At 62.9% G+C, this 19,480-nt stretch carries 18 protein-coding genes; 1 reads left to right on the forward strand and 17 read right to left on the reverse strand.

Annotated elements, in window-relative coordinates:
• Nucleotides 1-270 precede the first annotated feature (270 nt).
• The 13 genes from LRS11_RS16285 to LRS11_RS16345 form a co-directional block, all read right to left on the reverse strand.
• On the reverse strand, nt 271-579 hold the full coding sequence (locus LRS11_RS16285; protein ID WP_260493953.1) for a hypothetical protein: 309 nt from the start codon (nt 577-579) through the stop codon (nt 271-273).
• 89 nt (nt 580-668) lie between these two features.
• Nucleotides 669-944: a hypothetical protein gene (locus tag LRS11_RS16290; protein WP_260493954.1), complete on the reverse strand. Its 276-nt coding sequence runs from the start codon at nt 942-944 to the stop codon at nt 669-671.
• A gap of 96 nt (nt 945-1,040) precedes the next feature.
• Nucleotides 1,041-1,502 (reverse strand): hypothetical protein, encoded by a 462-nt coding sequence (locus LRS11_RS16295; protein WP_260493955.1) that lies wholly within the window; start codon nt 1,500-1,502, stop codon nt 1,041-1,043.
• A gap of 381 nt (nt 1,503-1,883) precedes the next feature.
• Nucleotides 1,884-2,243: a hypothetical protein gene (locus LRS11_RS16300; RefSeq protein ID WP_260493956.1), complete on the reverse strand. Its 360-nt coding sequence runs from the start codon at nt 2,241-2,243 to the stop codon at nt 1,884-1,886.
• Between the two features lie 111 nt (nt 2,244-2,354).
• Nucleotides 2,355-4,310, reverse strand: coding sequence for an acetoacetate--CoA ligase (locus LRS11_RS16305; protein ID WP_260493957.1), 1,956 nt, complete (start codon nt 4,308-4,310; stop codon nt 2,355-2,357).
• Nucleotides 4,311-4,424: 114 nt separating this feature from the next.
• Nucleotides 4,425-5,195, reverse strand: a complete 771-nt coding sequence (gene bdhA / locus LRS11_RS16310) for a 3-hydroxybutyrate dehydrogenase (protein WP_260493958.1) — start codon at nt 5,193-5,195, stop codon at nt 4,425-4,427.
• A gap of 68 nt (nt 5,196-5,263) precedes the next feature.
• Nucleotides 5,264-6,166, reverse strand: a complete 903-nt coding sequence (locus LRS11_RS16315) for a hydroxymethylglutaryl-CoA lyase (protein ID WP_260493959.1) — start codon at nt 6,164-6,166, stop codon at nt 5,264-5,266.
• A gap of 180 nt (nt 6,167-6,346) precedes the next feature.
• Nucleotides 6,347-8,311 carry an acetyl/propionyl/methylcrotonyl-CoA carboxylase subunit alpha gene (locus LRS11_RS16320; RefSeq protein WP_260493960.1) on the reverse strand — a complete coding sequence of 655 codons (1,965 nt, stop codon included), beginning with the start codon at nt 8,309-8,311 and terminating at the stop codon, nt 6,347-6,349.
• On the reverse strand, nt 8,308-9,108 hold the full coding sequence (locus LRS11_RS16325) for a gamma-carboxygeranoyl-CoA hydratase (protein WP_260493961.1): 801 nt from the start codon (nt 9,106-9,108) through the stop codon (nt 8,308-8,310). The genes LRS11_RS16320 and LRS11_RS16325 overlap by 4 nt, the downstream gene beginning before the upstream one ends.
• 91 nt (nt 9,109-9,199) lie before the next feature.
• Entirely contained in the window at nt 9,200-10,807 is a 1,608-nt protein-coding gene (locus LRS11_RS16330; RefSeq protein ID WP_260493962.1) for a carboxyl transferase domain-containing protein, read from the reverse strand.
• Between the two features lie 147 nt (nt 10,808-10,954).
• The gene (locus LRS11_RS16335; protein WP_260493963.1) at nt 10,955-12,118 is read right to left on the reverse strand and encodes an isovaleryl-CoA dehydrogenase; all 1,164 of its coding nucleotides are present in this window, start codon (nt 12,116-12,118) and stop codon (nt 10,955-10,957) included.
• 48 nt (nt 12,119-12,166) lie between these two features.
• Nucleotides 12,167-12,547 (reverse strand): MerR family transcriptional regulator, encoded by a 381-nt coding sequence (locus LRS11_RS16340; RefSeq protein WP_260493964.1) that lies wholly within the window; start codon nt 12,545-12,547, stop codon nt 12,167-12,169.
• Nucleotides 12,548-12,688: 141 nt separating this feature from the next.
• Complete coding sequence (locus LRS11_RS16345; protein ID WP_260493965.1) at nt 12,689-13,624, reverse strand: LysR family transcriptional regulator; 936 nt, start codon at nt 13,622-13,624, stop codon at nt 12,689-12,691.
• A 159-nt stretch (nt 13,625-13,783) separates the two neighbouring features.
• Between LRS11_RS16345 and LRS11_RS16350 the strand changes: the two genes are divergently transcribed.
• Nucleotides 13,784-15,013 (forward strand): acyl-CoA dehydrogenase, encoded by a 1,230-nt coding sequence (locus LRS11_RS16350; RefSeq protein WP_260493966.1) that lies wholly within the window; start codon nt 13,784-13,786, stop codon nt 15,011-15,013.
• Nucleotides 15,014-15,137: 124 nt separating this feature from the next.
• Here LRS11_RS16350 and LRS11_RS16355 read toward each other — a convergent pair whose 3' ends face one another.
• From LRS11_RS16355 to xthA, 4 genes are all read right to left on the reverse strand, one after another.
• Nucleotides 15,138-15,320, reverse strand: coding sequence for a hypothetical protein (locus tag LRS11_RS16355; RefSeq protein WP_260493967.1), 183 nt, complete (start codon nt 15,318-15,320; stop codon nt 15,138-15,140).
• Nucleotides 15,320-16,321, reverse strand: a complete 1,002-nt coding sequence (locus LRS11_RS16360) for a TerC family protein (protein ID WP_260493968.1) — start codon at nt 16,319-16,321, stop codon at nt 15,320-15,322. Before LRS11_RS16360 ends, LRS11_RS16355 begins: the two co-directional genes overlap by 1 nt.
• A gap of 296 nt (nt 16,322-16,617) precedes the next feature.
• Nucleotides 16,618-17,988 (reverse strand): substrate-binding domain-containing protein, encoded by a 1,371-nt coding sequence (locus LRS11_RS16365; RefSeq protein ID WP_260493969.1) that lies wholly within the window; start codon nt 17,986-17,988, stop codon nt 16,618-16,620.
• A gap of 664 nt (nt 17,989-18,652) precedes the next feature.
• Nucleotides 18,653-19,465, reverse strand: a complete 813-nt coding sequence (xthA, locus tag LRS11_RS16370; protein WP_260493970.1) for an exodeoxyribonuclease III — start codon at nt 19,463-19,465, stop codon at nt 18,653-18,655.
• Between the last annotated feature and the right edge of the window lie 15 nt (nt 19,466-19,480).

Below are 19,480 nucleotides of genomic sequence, written 5' to 3' on the forward strand. Positions count from 1 at the left end.
GGAACCGCGACTGAGCGCGCTACCAGGCGACGCTTTGGATACACAGCAGCCTTGAGGCGCAGCGAGCAGCAAATGAGCTGGGGTAGGGCGGCGAACCGATTATTGAGCACGTTTCTGTTCCGGGCTGCACGGTGTTTGCCTGCGTAACTGTGAAAGACTTCCATGCCCGCACATCCTTTAATTGCTGTTGCCGCCTAACGATTAAGCTAAGGGGCCGGCTTCGCCGGTCCCAGCGAACGGAGTGAGCGCTTTGAGCGACTTGTTAGGTGATTACTCATCGTCTTGTGTTGCTGTAACGTTAAAGGTTGCAATATAGTCGGGGTTGTTGATTTTTTCGTTAGTGCTTTTTAGTACGTAAATCCCTTCTTCGGCCGGTTGATAGCAGCTCAAGAATGGAGGTAATGAAAATTCATTTCCGTTGTTAAGTAAAACTACCAGGCCATCATCTTCTGATGCGTGAAGAACTTTGCCGTGGATCTGCTCTGTAGAAATAACATTACCATCTCTGTCGCAGCGGTTTACACCAACTAAAACGTATTTTCCTACCATGGCCTGGGCTTTGTGTTGGTCGAAACTCATGGCTTAATTACCTAACGATTAAGCTAAGGGGCCGCGGAACGCGGTCCCAGCGAACGGAGTGAGCGATTTGAGCGTATTGTTATAAGCCATTATGGTGCAGGGCTCTCGTCTGTGGCATCGGATGCCTTTGTGGACTCTAGCAGTAGATCATATTCTTTTTTCTTCCTTTGGTCAGGGACTACCCATGTTCTGCCAAGATGATCGGTCTCCGTTGTATATGAAATATTTCTTTCCAGGAGGCTTTTTGTCAGTTTGTTTCGTGCGTCTTCATTTTCAATATGAATGGCGAATTTCTCTTCGCGATTATTGATGAGGGCAACTGCTATGGCAGTGATTATTAATCCTGCGATGACGGTGATGAGCACGGATTTACGCATATGGTTTATAACGTTTGGTTAAGGGGCGGGCTTTAGCCCGTCCCGAGTGAGCGAAGCGAACGGTTTGAACCAATTGTTATGTGGCTATACACGTTCTGTCAGCTTTTTCGAGCATGGGTCATAAATATAGCTTTTGACCATGCTGATTTTCTCTTCTGTAAGTCCAACTTGGATAAGCCATTTTTCTATTTCAGGCAAAGCTACATTTGTCAGCTGGTCTTTTATCTCTGATAAATATTCTTTTGGTGCCGCATAAATATATATTAGCCATGACGGGGAGTAATAACCTGCTTCTATCATGTGTTGTGGGGAAGAAATTCCAGTTGTCGGATTTTGATAGCGAATTTCAATTATTTTTAGAGGCTTTTTCTGCTTGATTCTTTCGTTATAGGAAGAGGCCCAGAATTCATCTTTATGCCAAAAATTAAGCACCAAACTTTCTAGCTGAGGGGCGCTGGCTAGACATGTACTTATTTTTTCAGAACCAATTGGGTAAGAAAAACCTTTCGGGAGTTTTTCCTTAAATTTTGTGAGGATCATGTGCATAGGAAAGACATATAACGTTTGGTTAAGGGGCGGGCTTTAGCCCGTCCAAGTAAGCGCAGCGAACGACTTGAAGCAGTTGTTAGGCCTGGCCTGCCCGACACGGTAGCCGCCGCAACGCAGAAAGAAAAGGCTGACGCCGCCGAGTTGGAAGGTGAGCGCGGTAAGTTATTTGTTACGGTGCCCGGCATGAAGCCAACTCCTTTTGATAATGCCACTAACCATGGCGACTTACAGGCGACGCGGTGTTGCGATTAAAACCAACCGGAGAAGAATTTTCGGAGGCTGCCTAACTATAAGTAGGCGACATGCCTACATCTAGGAATATTCCCATATGTGGGAACATGTCTCCAGATGTAGGTATCGCGTGTGTATATCTGGCCATCACTTTTCGATGATCCGATCTTTCAATCCGAGTTTGATGGCGTCGCCGTAGCGGATGCGCCAGGTCTTCTTCTCCAGGTCCCATTTACCGCCCGCCCTTATGAGCAGACGTCGCAAGTCCTCCTCGTCGTAGTGGATACGCAGGGCAACGAGCTGGCGGTTTTGATACAGGCGTTGGGCGGTGAGGTTCTGTCCCGGAGTGGGGGCAGGTTTTGTTTCGATGATCAGTTCAACCGTGGTGTAGCTGAGCTGCTTGTCGCGATCGAGGCGGTAGCGTACGGCTAGCAGTTGCTTGCCGTAGAGTTCCACCAGGCGTTTGGTGCCGTTGCGACCGGGCTTGAGGGTTTTGACAACTTCCATATCGTCACCTGAGCAAAGAGGGCAGATTGCCCGGTCAGCAGTCTGCCCCAATGCTGGCACTTTGCTCAATATGCTGCCGATTGCTGCGCCGGTGGCCGCTGATTGAGCGCGTCAGTCCCGCAGTTGCGGCAGGTCGCGGTACAGCTCCAGTGCCTGTGGGTTGGCCAGGGCGTCGGTGTTCTTTACCGGTTTGCCGTGCACCACGTTGCGCACCGCCAGTTCGACGATTTTGCCGCTGATGGTGCGCGGGATGTCGGCCACGGCGATGACCTTGGTCGGTACGTGGCGTGGGGTGGTGTTGGCGCGGATCACGCTGCAGATGCGTTGCTTGAGTTCATCGTTCAGCGTCACGCCGTCGCGCAGGCGCACGAACAGCACCACGCGCACGTCTCCGTCCCAGTCCTGGCCGATGGCGATGGATTCCAGCACTTCCTCGACCTTTTCCACCTGGCGGTAGATTTCGGCGGTGCCGATGCGCACGCCGCCGGGGTTGAGCACGGCGTCCGAGCGTCCGTGGATCACCAGGCCGCCTTGTGCGGTTTCTTCGGCGTAGTCGCCGTGGGCCCATACGCCGGGGAAGGTTTCGAAGTAGGCAGCGTGGAACTTGGCGCCGTCGGCGTCGTTCCAGAAGCTCACCGGCATCGAGGTGAAGTGCTGGGCGCAGACCAGTTCGCCTTTCTCGCCGATCACCGCCTGGCCGGCCTCGTTCCATACCTGCACGTCCATGCCCAGGCCCTTGCACTGCAGCTCGCCGCGGCGTACCGGCAGCACCGGGTTGCCGAGGGCGAAGCAGGAAACGATGTCGGTGCCGCCGGAGATGGAGGACAGGCAGACATCGCTTTTGATATCGCGGTAGACGTACTCGAAGCTCTCATGGGACAGCGGAGAACCGGTCGAGAGAATGGCCTTCAGGCGGCTCAGCTTATGCGTCTCGCGCGGCTTGGCGCCGGCCTTTTCCAGGGCGGCGAGGAACTTGGCACTGGTGCCGAATAGGCTGATGTTCTCCGCGTCGATCAGGTCGATCAGACGCTCGGCACCCGGATGGAAGGGTGAGCCGTCGAACAGCACCAGGGTGGCGCCCAGGGCCAGGCCGGAGACCAGCCAGTTCCACATCATCCAGCCGCAGGTGGTGTAGTAGAACAGGGTGTCGTCGGCGTGCAGGTCGGTGTGCAGGCCGAGTTCCTTGACATGCTGCAGCAGGGTGCCGCCAACGCCGTGCACGATGCACTTGGGCACGCCGGTGGTGCCGCTGGAATAGAGGATGTACAGCGGCTGCTCGAACGGTACGGGTGTGAACTCGGGCTCGCCGCCGGGCTGGTAAAAGTCCTGCCACAGAGTGGTTAGAGCAACTGATTTGTAATCAGTAGGTCTGGCTTCGCTGCGCGAGTAAGGCACCACCACCAGTTGTTGCAGGCCGGGTAGGCGTTCGAGGATCTCGTTGAGCTTGGCGGTCAGGTCGAGGTTCTTGCCGGCGTAGCGGTAGCCGGCGGCAGCGATCAGCACCTTGGGTTCGATCTGGCCGAAGCGGTCGATCACGCCCTGGGTGCCGAAGTCCGGCGAGCAGGAGGACCAGGTGGCGCCGAGGCTGGCGCTGGCGAGCATGCCGACCACGGTCTGCCAGGTGTTGGGCATAAAGGCGGCGACGCGGTCGCCGACACCGACGCCAGCGGCTTTCAGGCTCTGTTGCAGACCGGCGACATGGGCGGCCAGCTCCAAGTAGCTCAGCTGCTCACGCGAGCCGTCCTCGCCGATGGCGACCAGTGCCGGATGCGCGTCGCGGCGGCGCAGCAGGTGTTCGGCGAAATTCAGGGTGGCGCCGGGGAACCAGTGCGCGCTGGGCATGGCGGCGCCTTCGCGCAACACGGCCTCGGGCTGGGCGCTGAAATGGATATCGAAGAAGTCGACCACGGCCTGCCAGAACGCCTCGCGCTGCGCCACGCTCCAGGCGTGCAGGGCCGGGTAGTCGGCCAGCTGCAGCCCGTGGCGCTGGTTGATGGTGCGGCGGAAGGCATCCATGCGGGTGGCGGCGATGCGTTCGGCGGAGGGCGTCCAGAGGGGTTGCGACATAAGTGATTCCGGGTTTCGTGGTTCTTGCGTAGGGTGGATGTCGTCTTTTACATCCACCGGCCAGTGGTGGAAACGCTGCGCGGTTTCCACCCTACGGGTTCGTTGCGCCGGTCGTTACTGCGCAGTCCAGCCACCGTCCATGTTCCAGGCCGCGCCACGCACCTGCTCGGCGGCATCGCTGCAGAGGAATAGGGTCAGCGCGCCCAGTTGCTCGGGGGTGACGAACTCCAGCGAGGGCTGTTTCTCGGCCAGCAGCTCATGACGGGCGCGCTCGGGGTCGCCATCAGCCGCAGCACGGGCGTCGATCTGCTGTTGCACCAGTGGCGTCAGCACCCAGCCTGGGCAGATGGCATTGCAGGTGATACCGGTGGTGGCGGTTTCCAGCGCCACCACCTTGGTCAGGCCGACCACGCCGTGCTTGGCGGCCACATAGGCGGCCTTCTGCACCGAGCCGACCAGGCCGTGCACCGAGGCGATGTTGACGATCCGCCCCCAGCCGCGTTCGCGCATGCCGGGCAGGGCCAGGCGGGTGGCGTGGAACACCGAGGACAGGTTGATGGCGATGATCGCGTCCCAGCGCTCCACCGGGAATTCCTCCACCGGCGCCACATGCTGGATGCCGGCGTTATTGACCAGGATGTCGACGCCGCCGAACCGTTCCTCGGCATAAGCGATCAGCGCGGCGATCTCCTCGGGCTTGCCCACGTCGGCCGGATGGTGGCCGACCTTTACACCCTTGGCTTTGACTGCAGCCAGCGCCGCGTCAACCTCGCCGAAGCCGTTGAGCACCAGGTTGGCGCCGGCCTCGGCCAGCTTGAGGGCGATGCCCAAGCCAATGCCGCTGGTGGAGCCGGTGACCAGTGCGGTCTTACCTTGCAGATTCATGCGGTTCTCCTGTTCCTGGGGCGCTTGCTTGCGTAGAGCTGATCGCCAGCAAGCTGGCTCCTACAGGGTTAGCGGCTGGCTTGGGTGGCGCGGGCCACGCGCGAGCCGTTGGGCTTGCCGAGTACATCGCAGATGCGTTGGCCGGCGGCGATCAGCTTGTCCATGTCGATACCGCTGTCGATACCCAGGCCGTTGAGCAGGTAGAGCACGTCCTCGGTGGCGACGTTGCCGGTGGCGCCCTTGGCGTAGGGGCAGCCGCCGAGGCCGGCGACCGAGCTGTCGAATACGCTGATGCCTTCCTGCAGGCTGGCATAGACATTGGCCAGGGCCTGACCGTAGGTGTCGTGGAAATGCCCGCCGAGCTTGTCGCGCGGGATCTTACCGGCGCAGACCTCGAACAGACGGCGGGTGGCGCCGGCGGTACCGGTGCCAATGGTGTCGCCGAGGGACACTTCGTAGCAGCCCATGGAAAACAGCTCGGCAGCCACGTTGGCCACTTGCTCGGGCGCCACCTCGCCCTCGTAGGGGCAGCCGAGCACGCAGGAGACATAGCCGCGCACGCTGATGCCGTGCTGTTTGGCGGCCTCCATGACCGGCATGAAGCGCTGCAGGCTGTCGCTGATCGAGCAGTTGATGTTCTTCTGCGAGAAGGCCTCGCTGGCGGCGGCGAATACCGCGACTTCCTTGACCCCGGCGGCCACGGCGGCCTCGAAGCCCTGCATGTTGGGCGTCAGCGCGCCATAGACCACACCGGCCTTGCGCTGGATCTGCGCGAACACTTCGGCGCTGCCGGCCATCTGCGGCACCCACTTGGGCGAGACGAAGCTGCCGACCTCGATATAGCCGAGGCCGGCGGCGCTCAGCTCGTCGACCAGGCGCACCTTGTCGGCCACGCTGATCGGCTGTTTCTCGTTCTGCAAACCGTCGCGCGGGCCGACTTCGACCAGGCGGACGTGGTGGGGCAGGTTCATGCATGTTCTCCGTAGGGTGGATGGCGCTTTATCCAACCACCGTTGGTTGGTGGAAAACGCTGCGAGGTTTTCCACCCTACAAGTGATGTAGGAGCCAGCTTGCTGGCGATGCCGATTTTCAGGTCCCTTGGCTGCATTTGTAAAAGGCTGATCGCCAGCAAGCTGGCTCCTACAAGTGCATCAGGCCTGCTCCAGCTCCACCAGTGCAGCGCCCTCGCTGACCATATCGCCTTCGCCGCAATACAGCGCCTTGACCGTGCCGGCATGCGGTGCGCGGATGCTGTGCTCCATCTTCATCGCTTCCAGCACCACCAGCGCGGTGCCGGCCTCGACAACCTGGCCGGGTTCGACCAGTACACGGACGATGCTGCCGTTCATGGGCGCGGTGAGGCCGCCCTGGTGGGCATGGCTGGCTTCGGCGGCGGCAATCGGGTCGAAGCGGGTGATGGGGTGCAGCTCGCCGTGCCATTCCAGGTACAGGGTGTCGCCCTGGCGGATGGCCTGCAGGCGGCGTTGGATCTGCGGCGTCTGATCGCCAGCAAGCTGGCTCCTACAAGTGAGCGTCTCGCCGATCAGTTTGGCCTGGCCGCTCGGGCGGGCCTTGTGGGCGTGCTCGCCGCTGCACAGGTGCAGCTCGCTTTCCGCCGGCAGGCCGGCGCGCCAGCCGCTGCGGGTGCTCCAGGGCGAGTGGTAGTCGTCGTGGCGCAGCTGCTGCGGTTCGCTCTGCAACCAGGCGTCGGCGGCCAGTTGCCAGAACGCCTCGGGCAGCTCGGCCGGCGGCGGCAGCAGAACGGCCTGATGGCGGGCGATAAAGCCGGTGTCCAGCTCTTCGGCGGCGAAGGCGGGGTGAGCGAGGATGCGCCGCAGGAAGGCCAGGTTGGTCTTGAAACCGCCCACGGCCGTTTCCTCGAGCATGGCCAGCAGGCGCAGGCGGGCCTCCTCGCGGTTCTCACCCCAGGCGATCAGCTTGCCCAGCATCGGGTCGTAGAACGGCGAGACTTCGTCGCCCTCGGCCACGCCGCTGTCGACGCGCCGGCCCGGGCCGCTGGCGGGCTCGCGGTAGAGGGCGAGGGTGCCGCTGGCCGGGAGAAAATCATTTTGCGGGTCTTCGGCGTACAGGCGCACTTCGATGGCATGGCCATTCAGCGGCACCTGCGCCTGGCTGATCGGCAGCGCCTCGCCACGGGCCACGCGAATCTGCCAGGCCACCAGGTCGAGACCGGTGATGGCTTCGGTGACCGGGTGCTCGACCTGCAGGCGTGTGTTCATCTCCATGAAGAAGAACTGGCCGCGAGCGTCGAGCAGGAACTCCACGGTGCCGGCGCCGACATAGCCGATGGCCTGGGCGGCCTTGACCGCCGCCTCGCCCATGGCGCGGCGCAGTTCGGGCGACAGGCCCGGGGCCGGGGCTTCCTCGACCACCTTCTGGTGGCGGCGCTGGATCGAGCAGTCGCGCTCGTTGAGGTACAGGCAGTTGCCGTGCTGGTCGGCGAACACCTGGATCTCCACATGACGTGGCTTGAGCACGTACTTTTCCACCAGCATGCGCGAGTCGCCGAAGGCCGATTGCGCTTCGCGCTGCGCCGACTGCAGGGCCTCGGCCAGCTCGGCTTCGCGCTCGACCACCTTCATGCCCTTGCCACCACCACCGGCGGCAGCCTTGAGCAGCACCGGGTAGCCGATGCGCTCGGCGGCGACGCGGAAGGTTTCCACGTCCTGCGCCTCGCCGTGGTAGCCGGGCACCAGTGGCACCCCGGCGTCTTCCATCAGCGCCTTGGCGGCGGACTTGCTACCCATGGCGTCGATGGCGGAGGCGGGTGGGCCGAGGAACACCAGGCCGGCGGCCGCGATGGCGCGGGCGAAGCCGGCGTTCTCGGAGAGAAAGCCGTAGCCCGGATGGATCGCCTGGGCGCCGCTGGCCTTGGCCGCGGCGATGATCTTGTCGACCAGCAGGTAGCTGTCGGCCGGCTTGGCGCCGCCGAGGTCGACGGCCATGTCGGCTTCGCGCACATGGCGCGCGTTGCGGTCGATGGCACTGTGCACGGCTACGGTCTGCAGGCCCAGGGCCTTGGCGGTGCGCATCACCCGGCAGGCGATCTCGCCACGGTTGGCGACGAGGAGGGTGGTGATCTGTTGCTGGCTCATGCTTGCGGCTCCTGCCAGGCGGGCGTGCGTTTTTCCAGGAAGGCATTGAGCCCCTCCTGGCCTTCCGGGCTGACGCGGATACGGGCGATGGCGTTCTCGGTGTAGCGGCGCAGCACCGGGCTGAGCACGCCGCTGGCGACTTCGCGCAGCAGGTCTTTGCTGGCGAGCATGGCCTGCGGGCTGTTGAGCAGCAGGTTATTCACCCAGCTTTCCACCTGGGCATCCAGCTCGGCGGTCGGGTAGGCCTCGGCGAGCAGGCCCAGTTCACGGGCGCGGTTGCCGTCGAAACGCTCGGCGGTCAGCGCGTAGCGGCGTGCAGCGCGCTCGCCAAGGGCCTGCACGACGAAGGGGCTGATCACCGCCGGAGCCAGGCCGATGCGTACTTCGGAGAGGGAGAACAGCGCGTCATCGGCGCCGATGGCCATGTCGCAGCAACTGACCAGGCCCACCGCGCCACCGAAGGCCGCGCCCTGGACCACGGCCAGGGTGGGAATCTGCAGGGCATGCAGGCTGTACATCAGCTCGGCCAGCTCGTGGGCGTCGGCCAGGTTGGCGTTGTAGTCGAGAGTCGTCGAATGCTGCATCCAGGCCAGGTCGGCGCCCGCGCTGAAGTGCTTGCCGCGCCCGCGCAGCAGCAGAAAGCGCAGAGTCTGGTCGCCGGCCACCGCTTCGAGGGCGAGGATCAGCTCGCGGATCATCTGCGCGTTGAAAGCGTTGTTCTTTTCCGGGCGATTCAGCCACAGGGTGGCGAAGCCGCGCGGGTCTTGTTCGAGTTGTACGGTCTGGAAACTGTTCATTTTCAGGAACCTGTCTGGTGTAGGAGCCAGCTTGCTGGCGATGCTTTTGAGCGGTGCGGATCGCCAGCAAGCTGGCTCCTACAAAAAATGCTTACATCCGGAACACACCGAAGGTGGTCGGCTCGATCGGCGCGTTGAGCGCGGCGGACAAGGCCAGGCCGAGCACATCGCGGGTCTGCGCCGGGTCGATGACGCCGTCGTCCCACAGCCGTGCGCTGGAGTAGTAGGGGTGGGCCTGCTGCTCGTACTGGGCGACGATCGGCTGCTTCAGGCGCTGCTCGTCCTCGGCGGAGAATTCCTGGCCGTTGCGCGCCTGTTGCTCGCGCTTGACCTGCACCAGCACGCCGGCGGCCTGCTCGGCGCCCATCACGCCGATCCGCGCGTTGGGCCACATCCACAGAAAGCGTGGGTCATAGGCGCGGCCGCACATGCCGTAGTTACCGGCGCCGAAGCTGCCGCCGATGATCACGGTGAACTTCGGCACCTTGGCGCAGGCCACCGCGGTGACCAGCTTGGCGCCGTGCTTGGCGATGCCGCCGGCCTCGTATTTCTGCCCGACCATAAAGCCGGTGATGTTCTGCAAGAACAGCAGCGGGATGCCGCGCTGGCAGGCCAGCTCGATGAAGTGCGCGCCTTTCTGCGCGGCCTCCGCAAACAAAATGCCGTTATTCGCCAGGATGGCGATCGGGTAGCCATGCAGGTGGGCGAAGCCGCAGACCAGGGTGGTGCCGAACAGTGCCTTGAACTCATCGAACTGGCTGCCATCGACGATTCGCGCGATCACTTCGCGCACATCGAAGGGGTGCTTGGCATCGGCCGGGATCACCCCGTACAGCTCCTCGGCCGCGTGCAGCGGTTGGATCGGTGCGCGGCTGTTGAGTACACCCTGCTTGCGCCAGTTGAGGTTGGCGATGCTGCGCCGGGCGATGGCCAGGGCGTGCTCGTCGTCCTCGGCGTAGTGGTCGGCCACGCCGCTGGTCTTGCAGTGCACATCGGCGCCACCGAGTTCCTCGGCCGTCACCACTTCACCGGTGGCAGCCTTCACCAGCGGCGGGCCGGCGAGGAAGATGGTGGCCTGGTTGCGCACCATGATGGTCTCGTCGCTCATCGCCGGCACATAGGCGCCGCCGGCGGTGCAGGAGCCCATGACCACGGCAATTTGGGGAATGCCCATGGCGCTCATGTTGGCCTGGTTGAAGAAGATCCGCCCGAAGTGCTCGCGGTCGGGGAACACCTCGTCCTGGCGCGGCAGGTTGGCGCCGCCGGAGTCGACCAGGTAGATGCACGGCAGGCGGTTCTGCTGGGCGATGGTCTGCGCGCGCAGGTGCTTCTTCACGGTCAGCGGGTAGTAGCTGCCGCCTTTCACCGTGGCGTCGTTGGCGACGATCATGCACTCGACGCCTTCCACCCGGCCGATACCGGCGACCACCCCGGCGGCCGGCACGTCTTCGCCATACACGCCATGGGCGGCCAGCTGGCTGATTTCGAGGAACGGCGAGCCGATGTCCAGCAGGCGGTTGATGCGTTCGCGCGGCAGCAGCTTGCCACGCGAGGTGTGGCGCTGCTGCGCCTTGGCGCCGCCGCCTTCGTGGACCTGGGCGAGCAGGGTGCGCAGGGCGTCGACCTGCTCGAGCATGGCCGCGCTATTGGCGGCGAACTCCGGCGAGCGGGTGTTGATCTGGGTGTGCAGGATGGCCATTGGGCTCACTCCGGGTTGCAGGCTTTAGCTCCCCTCTCCCGTTCACGGGAGAGGGGCCGGGGGAGAGGGGTGTGCAGGCGACGCAGAGCCCCTCTCCCTAACCCTCTCCCACAAGTGGGAGAGGGGACTATCCGTGTTGCTTGAGGGCTATTTCGTCTCGTTGTACAGCTCACGACCAATCAGCATGCGGCGGATTTCGCTGGTGCCGGCGCCGATCTCGTAGAGTTTGGCGTCGCGCAGCAGGCGGCCGGCCGGGTACTCGTTGGTGTAGCCGTTGCCGCCGAGCAGCTGGATGGTGTCGAGGGCCATTTTTGTCGCCATCTCGGCGGTGTAGAGGATCACCGCGGCGGCATCCTTGCGCGATTCCTCGCCGCGGTCGCAGGCCTTGGCCACGGTGTACAGGTAGGACTTGGAGGCGTTCATGCCGGCGTACATGTCGGCCAGCTTGCCCTGCACCAGCTGGAACTCGCCGATCGACTGCTTGAACTGCTGGCGTTCGTGCACGTAGGGCAGCACCACGTCCATGCAGGCGCTCATGATCCCGGTGGGGCCGCCGGAGAGCACGGTGCGCTCGTAGTCCAGACCGCTCATCAGTACAGCTGCGCCACGACCTTCACCGCCGAGGATGTTTTCCTCCGGTACTTCCACGTCCTCGAACACCAGTTCGCAGGTGTTGGAGCCGCGCATGCCCAGCTTGTCGAGCTTCTGGTGGCGGGAGAAGCCCTTGGAGTCGCGCTCGACGATGAAGGCGGTCATGCCGCGCGAGCCGGCGTTGATGTCGGTCTTGGCGTAGATCACGTAGGTGTTGGCATCCGGGCCGTTGGTGATCCACATCTTGTTGCCGTTGAGCACGTAGCGGTCGCCACGCTTCTCGGCGCGCAGCTTCATCGACACCACGTCGGAGCCGGCATTCGGCTCGCTCATGGCCAGGGCGCCGATGTGCTCACCGGAGCACAGCTTGGGCAGGTACTTGGCCTTCTGCTCGTGGCTGCCGTTCTTGCGGATCTGGTTGAGGCACAGGTTGGAGTGGGCGCCGTAGGACAGGCCGACCGAGGCGCTGGCGCGGCTGATTTCCTCCATGGCCACCACGTGGGCCAGGTAGCCCATGTTGGTGCCGCCGTATTCCTCTTCCACGGTCATGCCGAGCAGGCCCATGTCGCCGAACTTGCGCCACATGTCCATGGGGAACTCGTTGTCGCGGTCGATCTGCGCCGCACGCGGGGCCAGCTCGGCCTGGGCGAAGTGGTGGACCGCGTCACGCAGCATGTCGATGGTCTCGCCGAGACCGAAGTTGAGGGTCGGGTAGCTCATGGTTCCACCTGTAATTGTCTTTATTAGGTTTGCTAGCTAACTGCTTGTTCAGGCTTGAGTTTGTTCGAGCGCGGCAAGGCAGCGCTCCTCGGCGGTATCCAGCTCCAGCTGCATCTGCTGGATATCCAGCAACTGCTGTTCGAGCTGGGCGCGGCGCTCGCTGATCTTGTCCATAAAGGTCTCCAGCTGCTTGCGGTTGCCACCGGCCGGGTCGTACAGCTCGATCAGCTCCTTGCACTCGGCCAGGGAGAAACCGATGCGCTTGCCGCGCAGGATCAGCTTGAGGGTGACCTTGTCCTTGGCCGTATAGACTCGCTCCTGTCCACGCCGCTCGGGGGCGAGCATGCCTTGCTCCTCGTAGAAGCGGATGGCACGGGTGGTGATGTCCAGCTCGCGGGCCAGGTCGGAAATACTGTAGTTGGCGGCCATGCAATGGGCTCTGCGCGGGTTGCTTTACGTAAACGTAAAGCTGGTTGACGTTAACGTCAACGTAAATTGTGCACCGACGGCCAAAAACAAAAAGCCCTGCGAGTGCAGGGCTTATTAATTCAATTACTTAGAGGCTATAGCTCATGCTTTAGCTTCGCTTTCGAGCCTCTTCTCCTGGGCGCTGATCTGCTGGGCAATCTCGATGATCTGCTCGCGCATCCAGCGGTTGGCCGGGTCCTGGTCGGTGCTTTCGTGCCAGTACAGGTGGGTTTCCAGGGACGGCACGTCGTTGACCGGCAATTGCACGTAATGCAGGCCGTGGCGGCGGGCGAAACGCTCGGGCACGGTCATTGCCATGTCGGTGTTCTGCAGCACGGTGGAAGCCATCATGTAGTGCTGCGAACGAAGCGCCACCTTGCGCTGCAGGCCCATCTTGCCCAGCGACAGGTCAACATAACCGAGGCCGCTGCGGCGGCTGGAGATCTGGATATGGGTCAGCGACAGGTATTCGTCCAGGCTGATCTTCTCTTTGGCCAATGGGTGGCCCTGACGCAAGGCGCAGACGTAGCGGTCTTCCATCAGTTTGACGTGGCGCACCTGGGTATCGGTGTTGAGCGGTGCATCGACGGCGAAGTCGAGGCGGCCGGCGGCCAGTTCCTTGGTGGTTTCGCGGCGCTTGGACAGGAAACTCTCGATCTGCACGGTCGGCGCCAGGCGGCGCAGGCGCTGGAACAGCGGCGGCAGGATCACCGCCTCGGTGAGGTCGGTCATGCTGATGCGGTAGGTCTTGTTGGCCTGCTGCGGGGTGAAGGTGCGGCTTTCCTGCACCGACACGCGCAGCAGCTGCAGGGCGTTGCGCACCGGGCCGATGATGTTCTGCGCCATGGGCGTGGGCACCATGCCCTGGGCGGTGCGCACGAACAGCGGGTCATTGAAGGTTTCACGCAGGCGCGACAGGGCGTTGGACACGGCCGGCTGGGTGATGCCGACGATCTGCCCGGCGCGAGTCAGGTTGGCTTCGGTGTAGATGGCGTCGAAGACGATGAAGAGGTTGAGGTCGACCTTGCTCAGATTCATTGCGGGCTCTCGTCATGCCGATCCAGTGCGCCGGATCATATATCAGTGATGAATGTTAATAAGCCATGAAAATAGGTTCGATAAATCAAGGTCACTGTTCTAGCATCATTTGCAGATTGAAACCACAACCTCGCCCTGGTCGTTAGAAGGTAGCTACCCATGGATTTCGCCTACTCCCCCAAAGTTCAGGAACTGCGTGAACGCGTCACCGCCTTCATGGATACCCACGTCTACCCGAACGAGGCCGTGTTCGAGCAGCAGGTCAACGAAGGTGACCGCTGGCAGCCGACGGCGATCATGGAAGAGCTGAAGAACAAGGCCAAAGCCGAAGGCCTGTGGAACCTGTTTCTGCCGGAGTCCGAGTACGGCGCCGGCCTGACCAACATGGAATACGCGCCGCTGGCCGAGATCATGGGCCGCTCGCTGATGGGCCCCGAGCCGTTCAACTGCTCGGCGCCGGACACCGGCAACATGGAGACCCTGGTGCGCTACGCCAGCGAAGCGCAGAAGCAGCAGTGGCTGGAGCCGCTGCTGCGTGGCGAGATCCGCTCGGCCTTCGCCATGACCGAGCCGGGCGTGGCCTCATCCGACGCCACCAACATGGAAGCCAACGCCGTGCGTGACGGCGACGAGTGGGTGATCAACGGCCGCAAGTGGTGGACTTCCGGTGCCTGCGACCCGCGCTGCAAGATCATGATCTTCATGGGCCTGACCAACCCGGACGCGCCGCGTCACCAGCAGCACTCGATGATCCTGGTGCCGACCGACACCCCCGGGGTGAAGATCGTCCGTCCGCTGCCGGTATTCGGCTACGACGACGCCCCGCACGGCCATGCCGAAGTGCTGTTCGAGAACGTCCGTGTGCCCTATGAGAACGTCCTGCTCGGCGAGGGCCGTGGCTTCGAGATCGCCCAGGGTCGCCTTGGCCCAGGTCGTATCCACCACTGCATGCGCTCCATCGGCATGGCCGAGCGCGCCTTGGAACTGATGTGCAAGCGCGCCGTCAGCCGCACCGCCTTCGGCAAGCCGCTGGCGCGCCTGGGTGGCAACATCGACCATATCGCCAACTCGCGCATCGAAATCAACCAGGCGCGCCTGCTGACGCTCAACGCCGCCTACATGATGGATACCGTGGGCAACAAGGTCGCGGCGAGCGAAATCGCCCAGATCAAGGTGGTGGCGCCCAACGTCGCGCTCAACGTGATCGACCGGGCGATCCAGATCCACGGCGGTGCCGGTGTCTCCAACGACACGCCGCTGGCCTACTTCTACGCCATGCAGCGCACCCTGCGCTTGGCCGACGGCCCGGATGAAGTGCACCGCATGGCCATCGGCAAGTTCGAGATCGGCAAGTACGTGCCGCGTGAGGCGATGAAAGCCAGCCGCTGAGCCTGGCTCAGTAACGACAAGGCCCGCATTTGCGGGCCTTGTCGTTTGTGCCGGTGTGGTAGCCCGGATGCAATCCGGGAGCGGAGCGGTCTGTTTCCCGGATTGCATCCGGGCTACGGGGCTATCAGTGGTGGTCGGCGCTGTCTGTCTGCGCCTGCCGGCTCAGCCAGTCCAGGCGGATGTGCAGTTGCGCGGCAAAGGTGCGCGCGGCCAGCTCCTCGTGAAAGGTCAGGGCGCGGCGGCCCACGCGTACTCGCCATATCAGGCGGCCCTGCAGCTCCAGCGTTTCGATGCGCACATCGGGCATTAGGGTTTGCTCTCCTGGTCCTGCTCGGGCCTGTCACGGGTTTTCAGCAGCGACAGCAGCACGCCGCCCGCCAGCAGGCCGAAGGTTACGCCAAGAGAGAGCAGGGCGGGAATCTTGCCGATCAGGCCGTGCAGGAAAATCTTCCCGCCGATGAACACCAGCACCAGGGCCAGGGCGTACTTCAGGTAGATGAAACGATGCATCAGCGCGGCCAGGGCGAAGTACAGCGAGCGTAGGCCGAGGATGGCGAAGATGTTCGAGGTGTAGACAATGAACGGGTCCTGGGTGATGGCAAACACCGCCGGCACGCTGTCCACGGCGAACACCAGATCGGCCAGCTCGATCAGCACCAGGGCGAGGAACAGCGGAGTGGCATAGAGCAGGGGATGGGGCTGCCCCGGTGGTTGCAGGCGCACGAAGAAGTGCCCGTCGTGCAGGCTGTCGGTGATGCGGAAATGCCGGCGGATAAAGCGCAGCAGGCGGTTCTGTGACAGATCAGGGTGATGCTCCGGGTGGCTGAAGAGCATCTTCACGCCGCTGAACAACAGGAAGGCGCCGAACAGGTAGAGCATCCACTCGAAGCGCTGCACCAGTGCCGTACCCAGGCCGATCATCAAGGCGCGCAGCACGATCACCCCGAGAATGCCCCAGAACAGCACGCGGTGCTGGTAACGCCGGGGGATATCGAAGAAGCCGAAGATCATCGCCATGACGAACACGTTGTCCATCGACAGCGACTGCTCGACCAGGAAACCGGTGTAGAACTCCAGGGCGCTCTGCGCACCGAGTTCATGCCAGACCCACACGCCGAACAGCACACCGACGCTGAAGTAGCCGCTGTACAGCAGCAGGCTCTCGCGCATTTCGATTTCGTGCTGGTCGCGGTGCAAGACGCCGAGATCGAACACCAGCAGGGCGATGACGATGACGAAGAAGCTCAGCCACAGCCAGGTCGGCGTGCCAAGCATGGGGCTGGTAAGGAGACTGAGCAGGTCGTTCATCGGGCCCTCCCGTCGCTGCCTGCAGACAGTGACTCCGACATCGCGGTGAAGATTCACCGCCAGAGGGGCCCGGCGTCACTACTGGCAGGCTAGTGCGCCTGGCTGGCTACGGCAAATCGCCGGCTGTTGCAAAGGGTTTCCCACCACCAGAAACGACCAACGCCCTGCCTGAAGGGCCAAGGCGTTTATGTGGACGCTGAGCCTGTAGCCCGGACTTCAGTCCGGTGGCATGCCTGCCAGCCCCCGGACTGAAGTCCGGGCTACATCGCAACGACGCAAAATATCGTAAATAGGTTTCAGTAGACCCAGACTTCCACGCGCCGATTCTTGCTGCGACCTTCATCGCCACTGTTGGCGGCTACGGGCAGCTGGGCGCCGAGCCCGGTGATGTCGCGGAAAATCACCCCGCCGCGCGACAGCTCGCGGCGCACTTCCATGGCCCGCAGCTTGGACAGCAGGGCTGCGCGGCTGGGGTCGTTCTTCGGATCGCCGAAACCGACCAGCACCACCTTGTTGCGCAGCTTGTCCTGGCTTTTCAGGTAGTCGAGCACTCGGGCGATATCGCGCTGGGCCTTGTTGTCCAGGGTGGCGCTGTTCTCCTGAAAGCGGAAATTCACTGACAGGCGCTGGGCCTCGCTGGTCAGCTTCTGGTAGCTGGCCGGCATGCTCGGGCTGCCGCTGACCTTGACCGCCTTTACCGTCTGCGCGATGAAGCCGTTCTGTTCGACGATCGCCTGGCCTTGTGGGCTGTGGGCGAACTCCAGCAGGGACTTGGCCCAGGCATTCTCGGCAGTGGGCGAGGTATAGAGGAACAGGCGGCGCGACAGCGGATAGTCCTCGGTGGCGATCAGCGTGGTGCTCGGCAGCATCGGCTGGGATTCGCCGGTGGCAATCGCCACGGCCTTGCTCTGGCGGATATAGGGCAGGCCGATGAAGCCGATGGCGCTGGGGTCCTGGCTGACACTGTCGGATAACTGGGTGCTCGACTCGAAGCGCTTGGCGCCGGCGGCGAGGCTCTTGCCGTTGGCTGTCAGCACCAGTTCCTTGAAGGTGTCGTAGGTGCCGGATTTGTCATCGCGGGCATACAGGGTGATGGGGCCACCACGGCCACCCAGCTGTTCCCAGGTGCTGATTTCGCCGGAAAAGATCGCCGCGAGCTGCGCGGTGGTGAGCGCGGCCAGCGGATTGCCCGGATGCAGGATGATGGCCAGGCCGTCGATGGCGATGATCTGTTCGGCGGCGCGGCTGCGCATGTCGCCGAGCCTGGCCAAGCTGTCGGCCTCACCATCCTTAATCGGCCGCGAGGACGCAGCCAGTTCGGCGCTGCCGTCCTGCAGGGCGACGAAGCCGGTGCCGGAACCGTGGGCGGCTACGGCGATGCTTACCGGTCGGCCGTTTTTGTCCTCGGCCAGCACCCGTTGTTCGTTCTCGGCGGCAGCCGGTTCGATACGGATATTGCGCAGCCCCTGCTGCTCGAACAGGCCCTGCACCAGGGCCGGGCCGAGCTTGGCGCCGATGGTGTTGGAACCCTGGATGCGCAGCACGCTGCCGGCATCGCTCGCGGCAAACACGGACCAGGGCAGGGCATAGCAGATGAAACCGAGCAACAACCAGGCATAGGCCTGGCGCCAGGAGTGCCGATCACTAACGGGCAGGGTGCGCGACATTGCAGCAGGAGCCTTCTTCGAGGGAGGGAAAGTGCCGCGCAGAATAAGACGATTAGATTGCAGCCAGGTTACAGCGACCGCTCTGGGGCAGCTCTTTCACGGGTTTCGCGAGGGCAGCTGCGTGCCTGTCGCCGATATGGCTTTGCTGTGGTTTTTTATGGGAGCGAATTCATTCGCGATCGGGGCCAGCTCGGAGTGACCTGCTTATCGCGGATAAATCCGCTCCCACAAGAGCGCTGTGGTGGCTGTGGCTTTCTGTGGGAGCGAATTCATTCGCGATCGGGGCCAGCTCGGAGTGACCTGCATATCGCGGATAAATCCGCTCCCACAAGAGCGCTGTGGTGGCTGTGGTTTTTTGTGGGAGCGAATTCATTCGCGATCGGGGCCAGCTCGGAGTGACCTGCATATCGCGGATAAATCCGCTCCCACAAGAGCGCTGTGGTGGCTGTGGTTTTTTGTGGGAGCGAATTCATTCGCGATCGGGGCCAGCCCGGAGTGACCTGCTTATCGCGGATAAATCCGCTCCCACAAGAGCGCTGTGGTGGCTGTGGTTTTTTGTGGGGGCGAATTCATTCGCGATCGGGGCCAGCTCGGAGTGGCCTGCTTATCGCGGATAAATCCGCTCCCACAGAAAACAACAAGGCCACCCGCAGGTGGCCTCGTTTCAGTTCAGCTCCAGCCAGATCGGCGCATGGTCCGAAGGTTTCTCCATGCCACGCAGCTCGTAGTCGACGCCGGCATCCTTGATTCGCGCCTGCAGCGGCGCGCTGGTCAGGATCACGTCGATGCGCAGGCCGCGCTTGGGCTCGTCCTCGAAGCCGCGGCTGCGGTAGTCGAACCAGCTGAAGCGGTCATTCACCGCCGGGTTGAGGTGGCGGAAGCTGTCGACCAGGCCCCAGCCCTTGAGCGTGGCCAGCCATTCGCGCTCTTCCGGCAGGAAGCTGCACTTGCCGGTCTTCAGCCAGCGCAGGCGGTTCGGTTCGCCGATACCGATGTCGATATCTTCCGGGGAGATATTGATGTCGCCCATCACCACCAGCGCCTGCTCGGGCTTAAACGAGTCGTTCAGCAGGTTTTGCAGGTCGGCATAGAAACGCTGCTTGGCCGGGAACTTGGTCGGGTGGTCGCGGCTCTCGCCCTGGGGAAAGTAACCGTTCATCACGGTCACCGGGTTGCCCTGGGCATCGGCGAAGGTGCCGTAGATGAAGCGGCGCTGGGCGTCTTCCTCATCACCAGGAAAGCCCTTGTGCAGCTCCAGTGGCGCCTGGCGCGAGAGCAGGGCGACGCCGTAGTGGCCCTTCTGCCCGTGGTAGTGCACGTGATAGCCGAGCGCACGAATTTCCGCTTCCGGGAACTGCTCGTCGGAGACCTTGGTTTCCTGCAGGCCGATCACATCCGGCTGGTGCTTCTCGATCAGCGCCGCCAACTGGTGGGGGCGGGCGCGCAGGCCGTTGATATTGAAGGAAACGATCTTCATGGGCAGCTACCGGCA

Origin of the sequence: Pseudomonas sp. J452 (assembly GCF_024666525.1) — a bacterium.
Taxonomy (GTDB): domain Bacteria; phylum Pseudomonadota; class Gammaproteobacteria; order Pseudomonadales; family Pseudomonadaceae; genus Aquipseudomonas.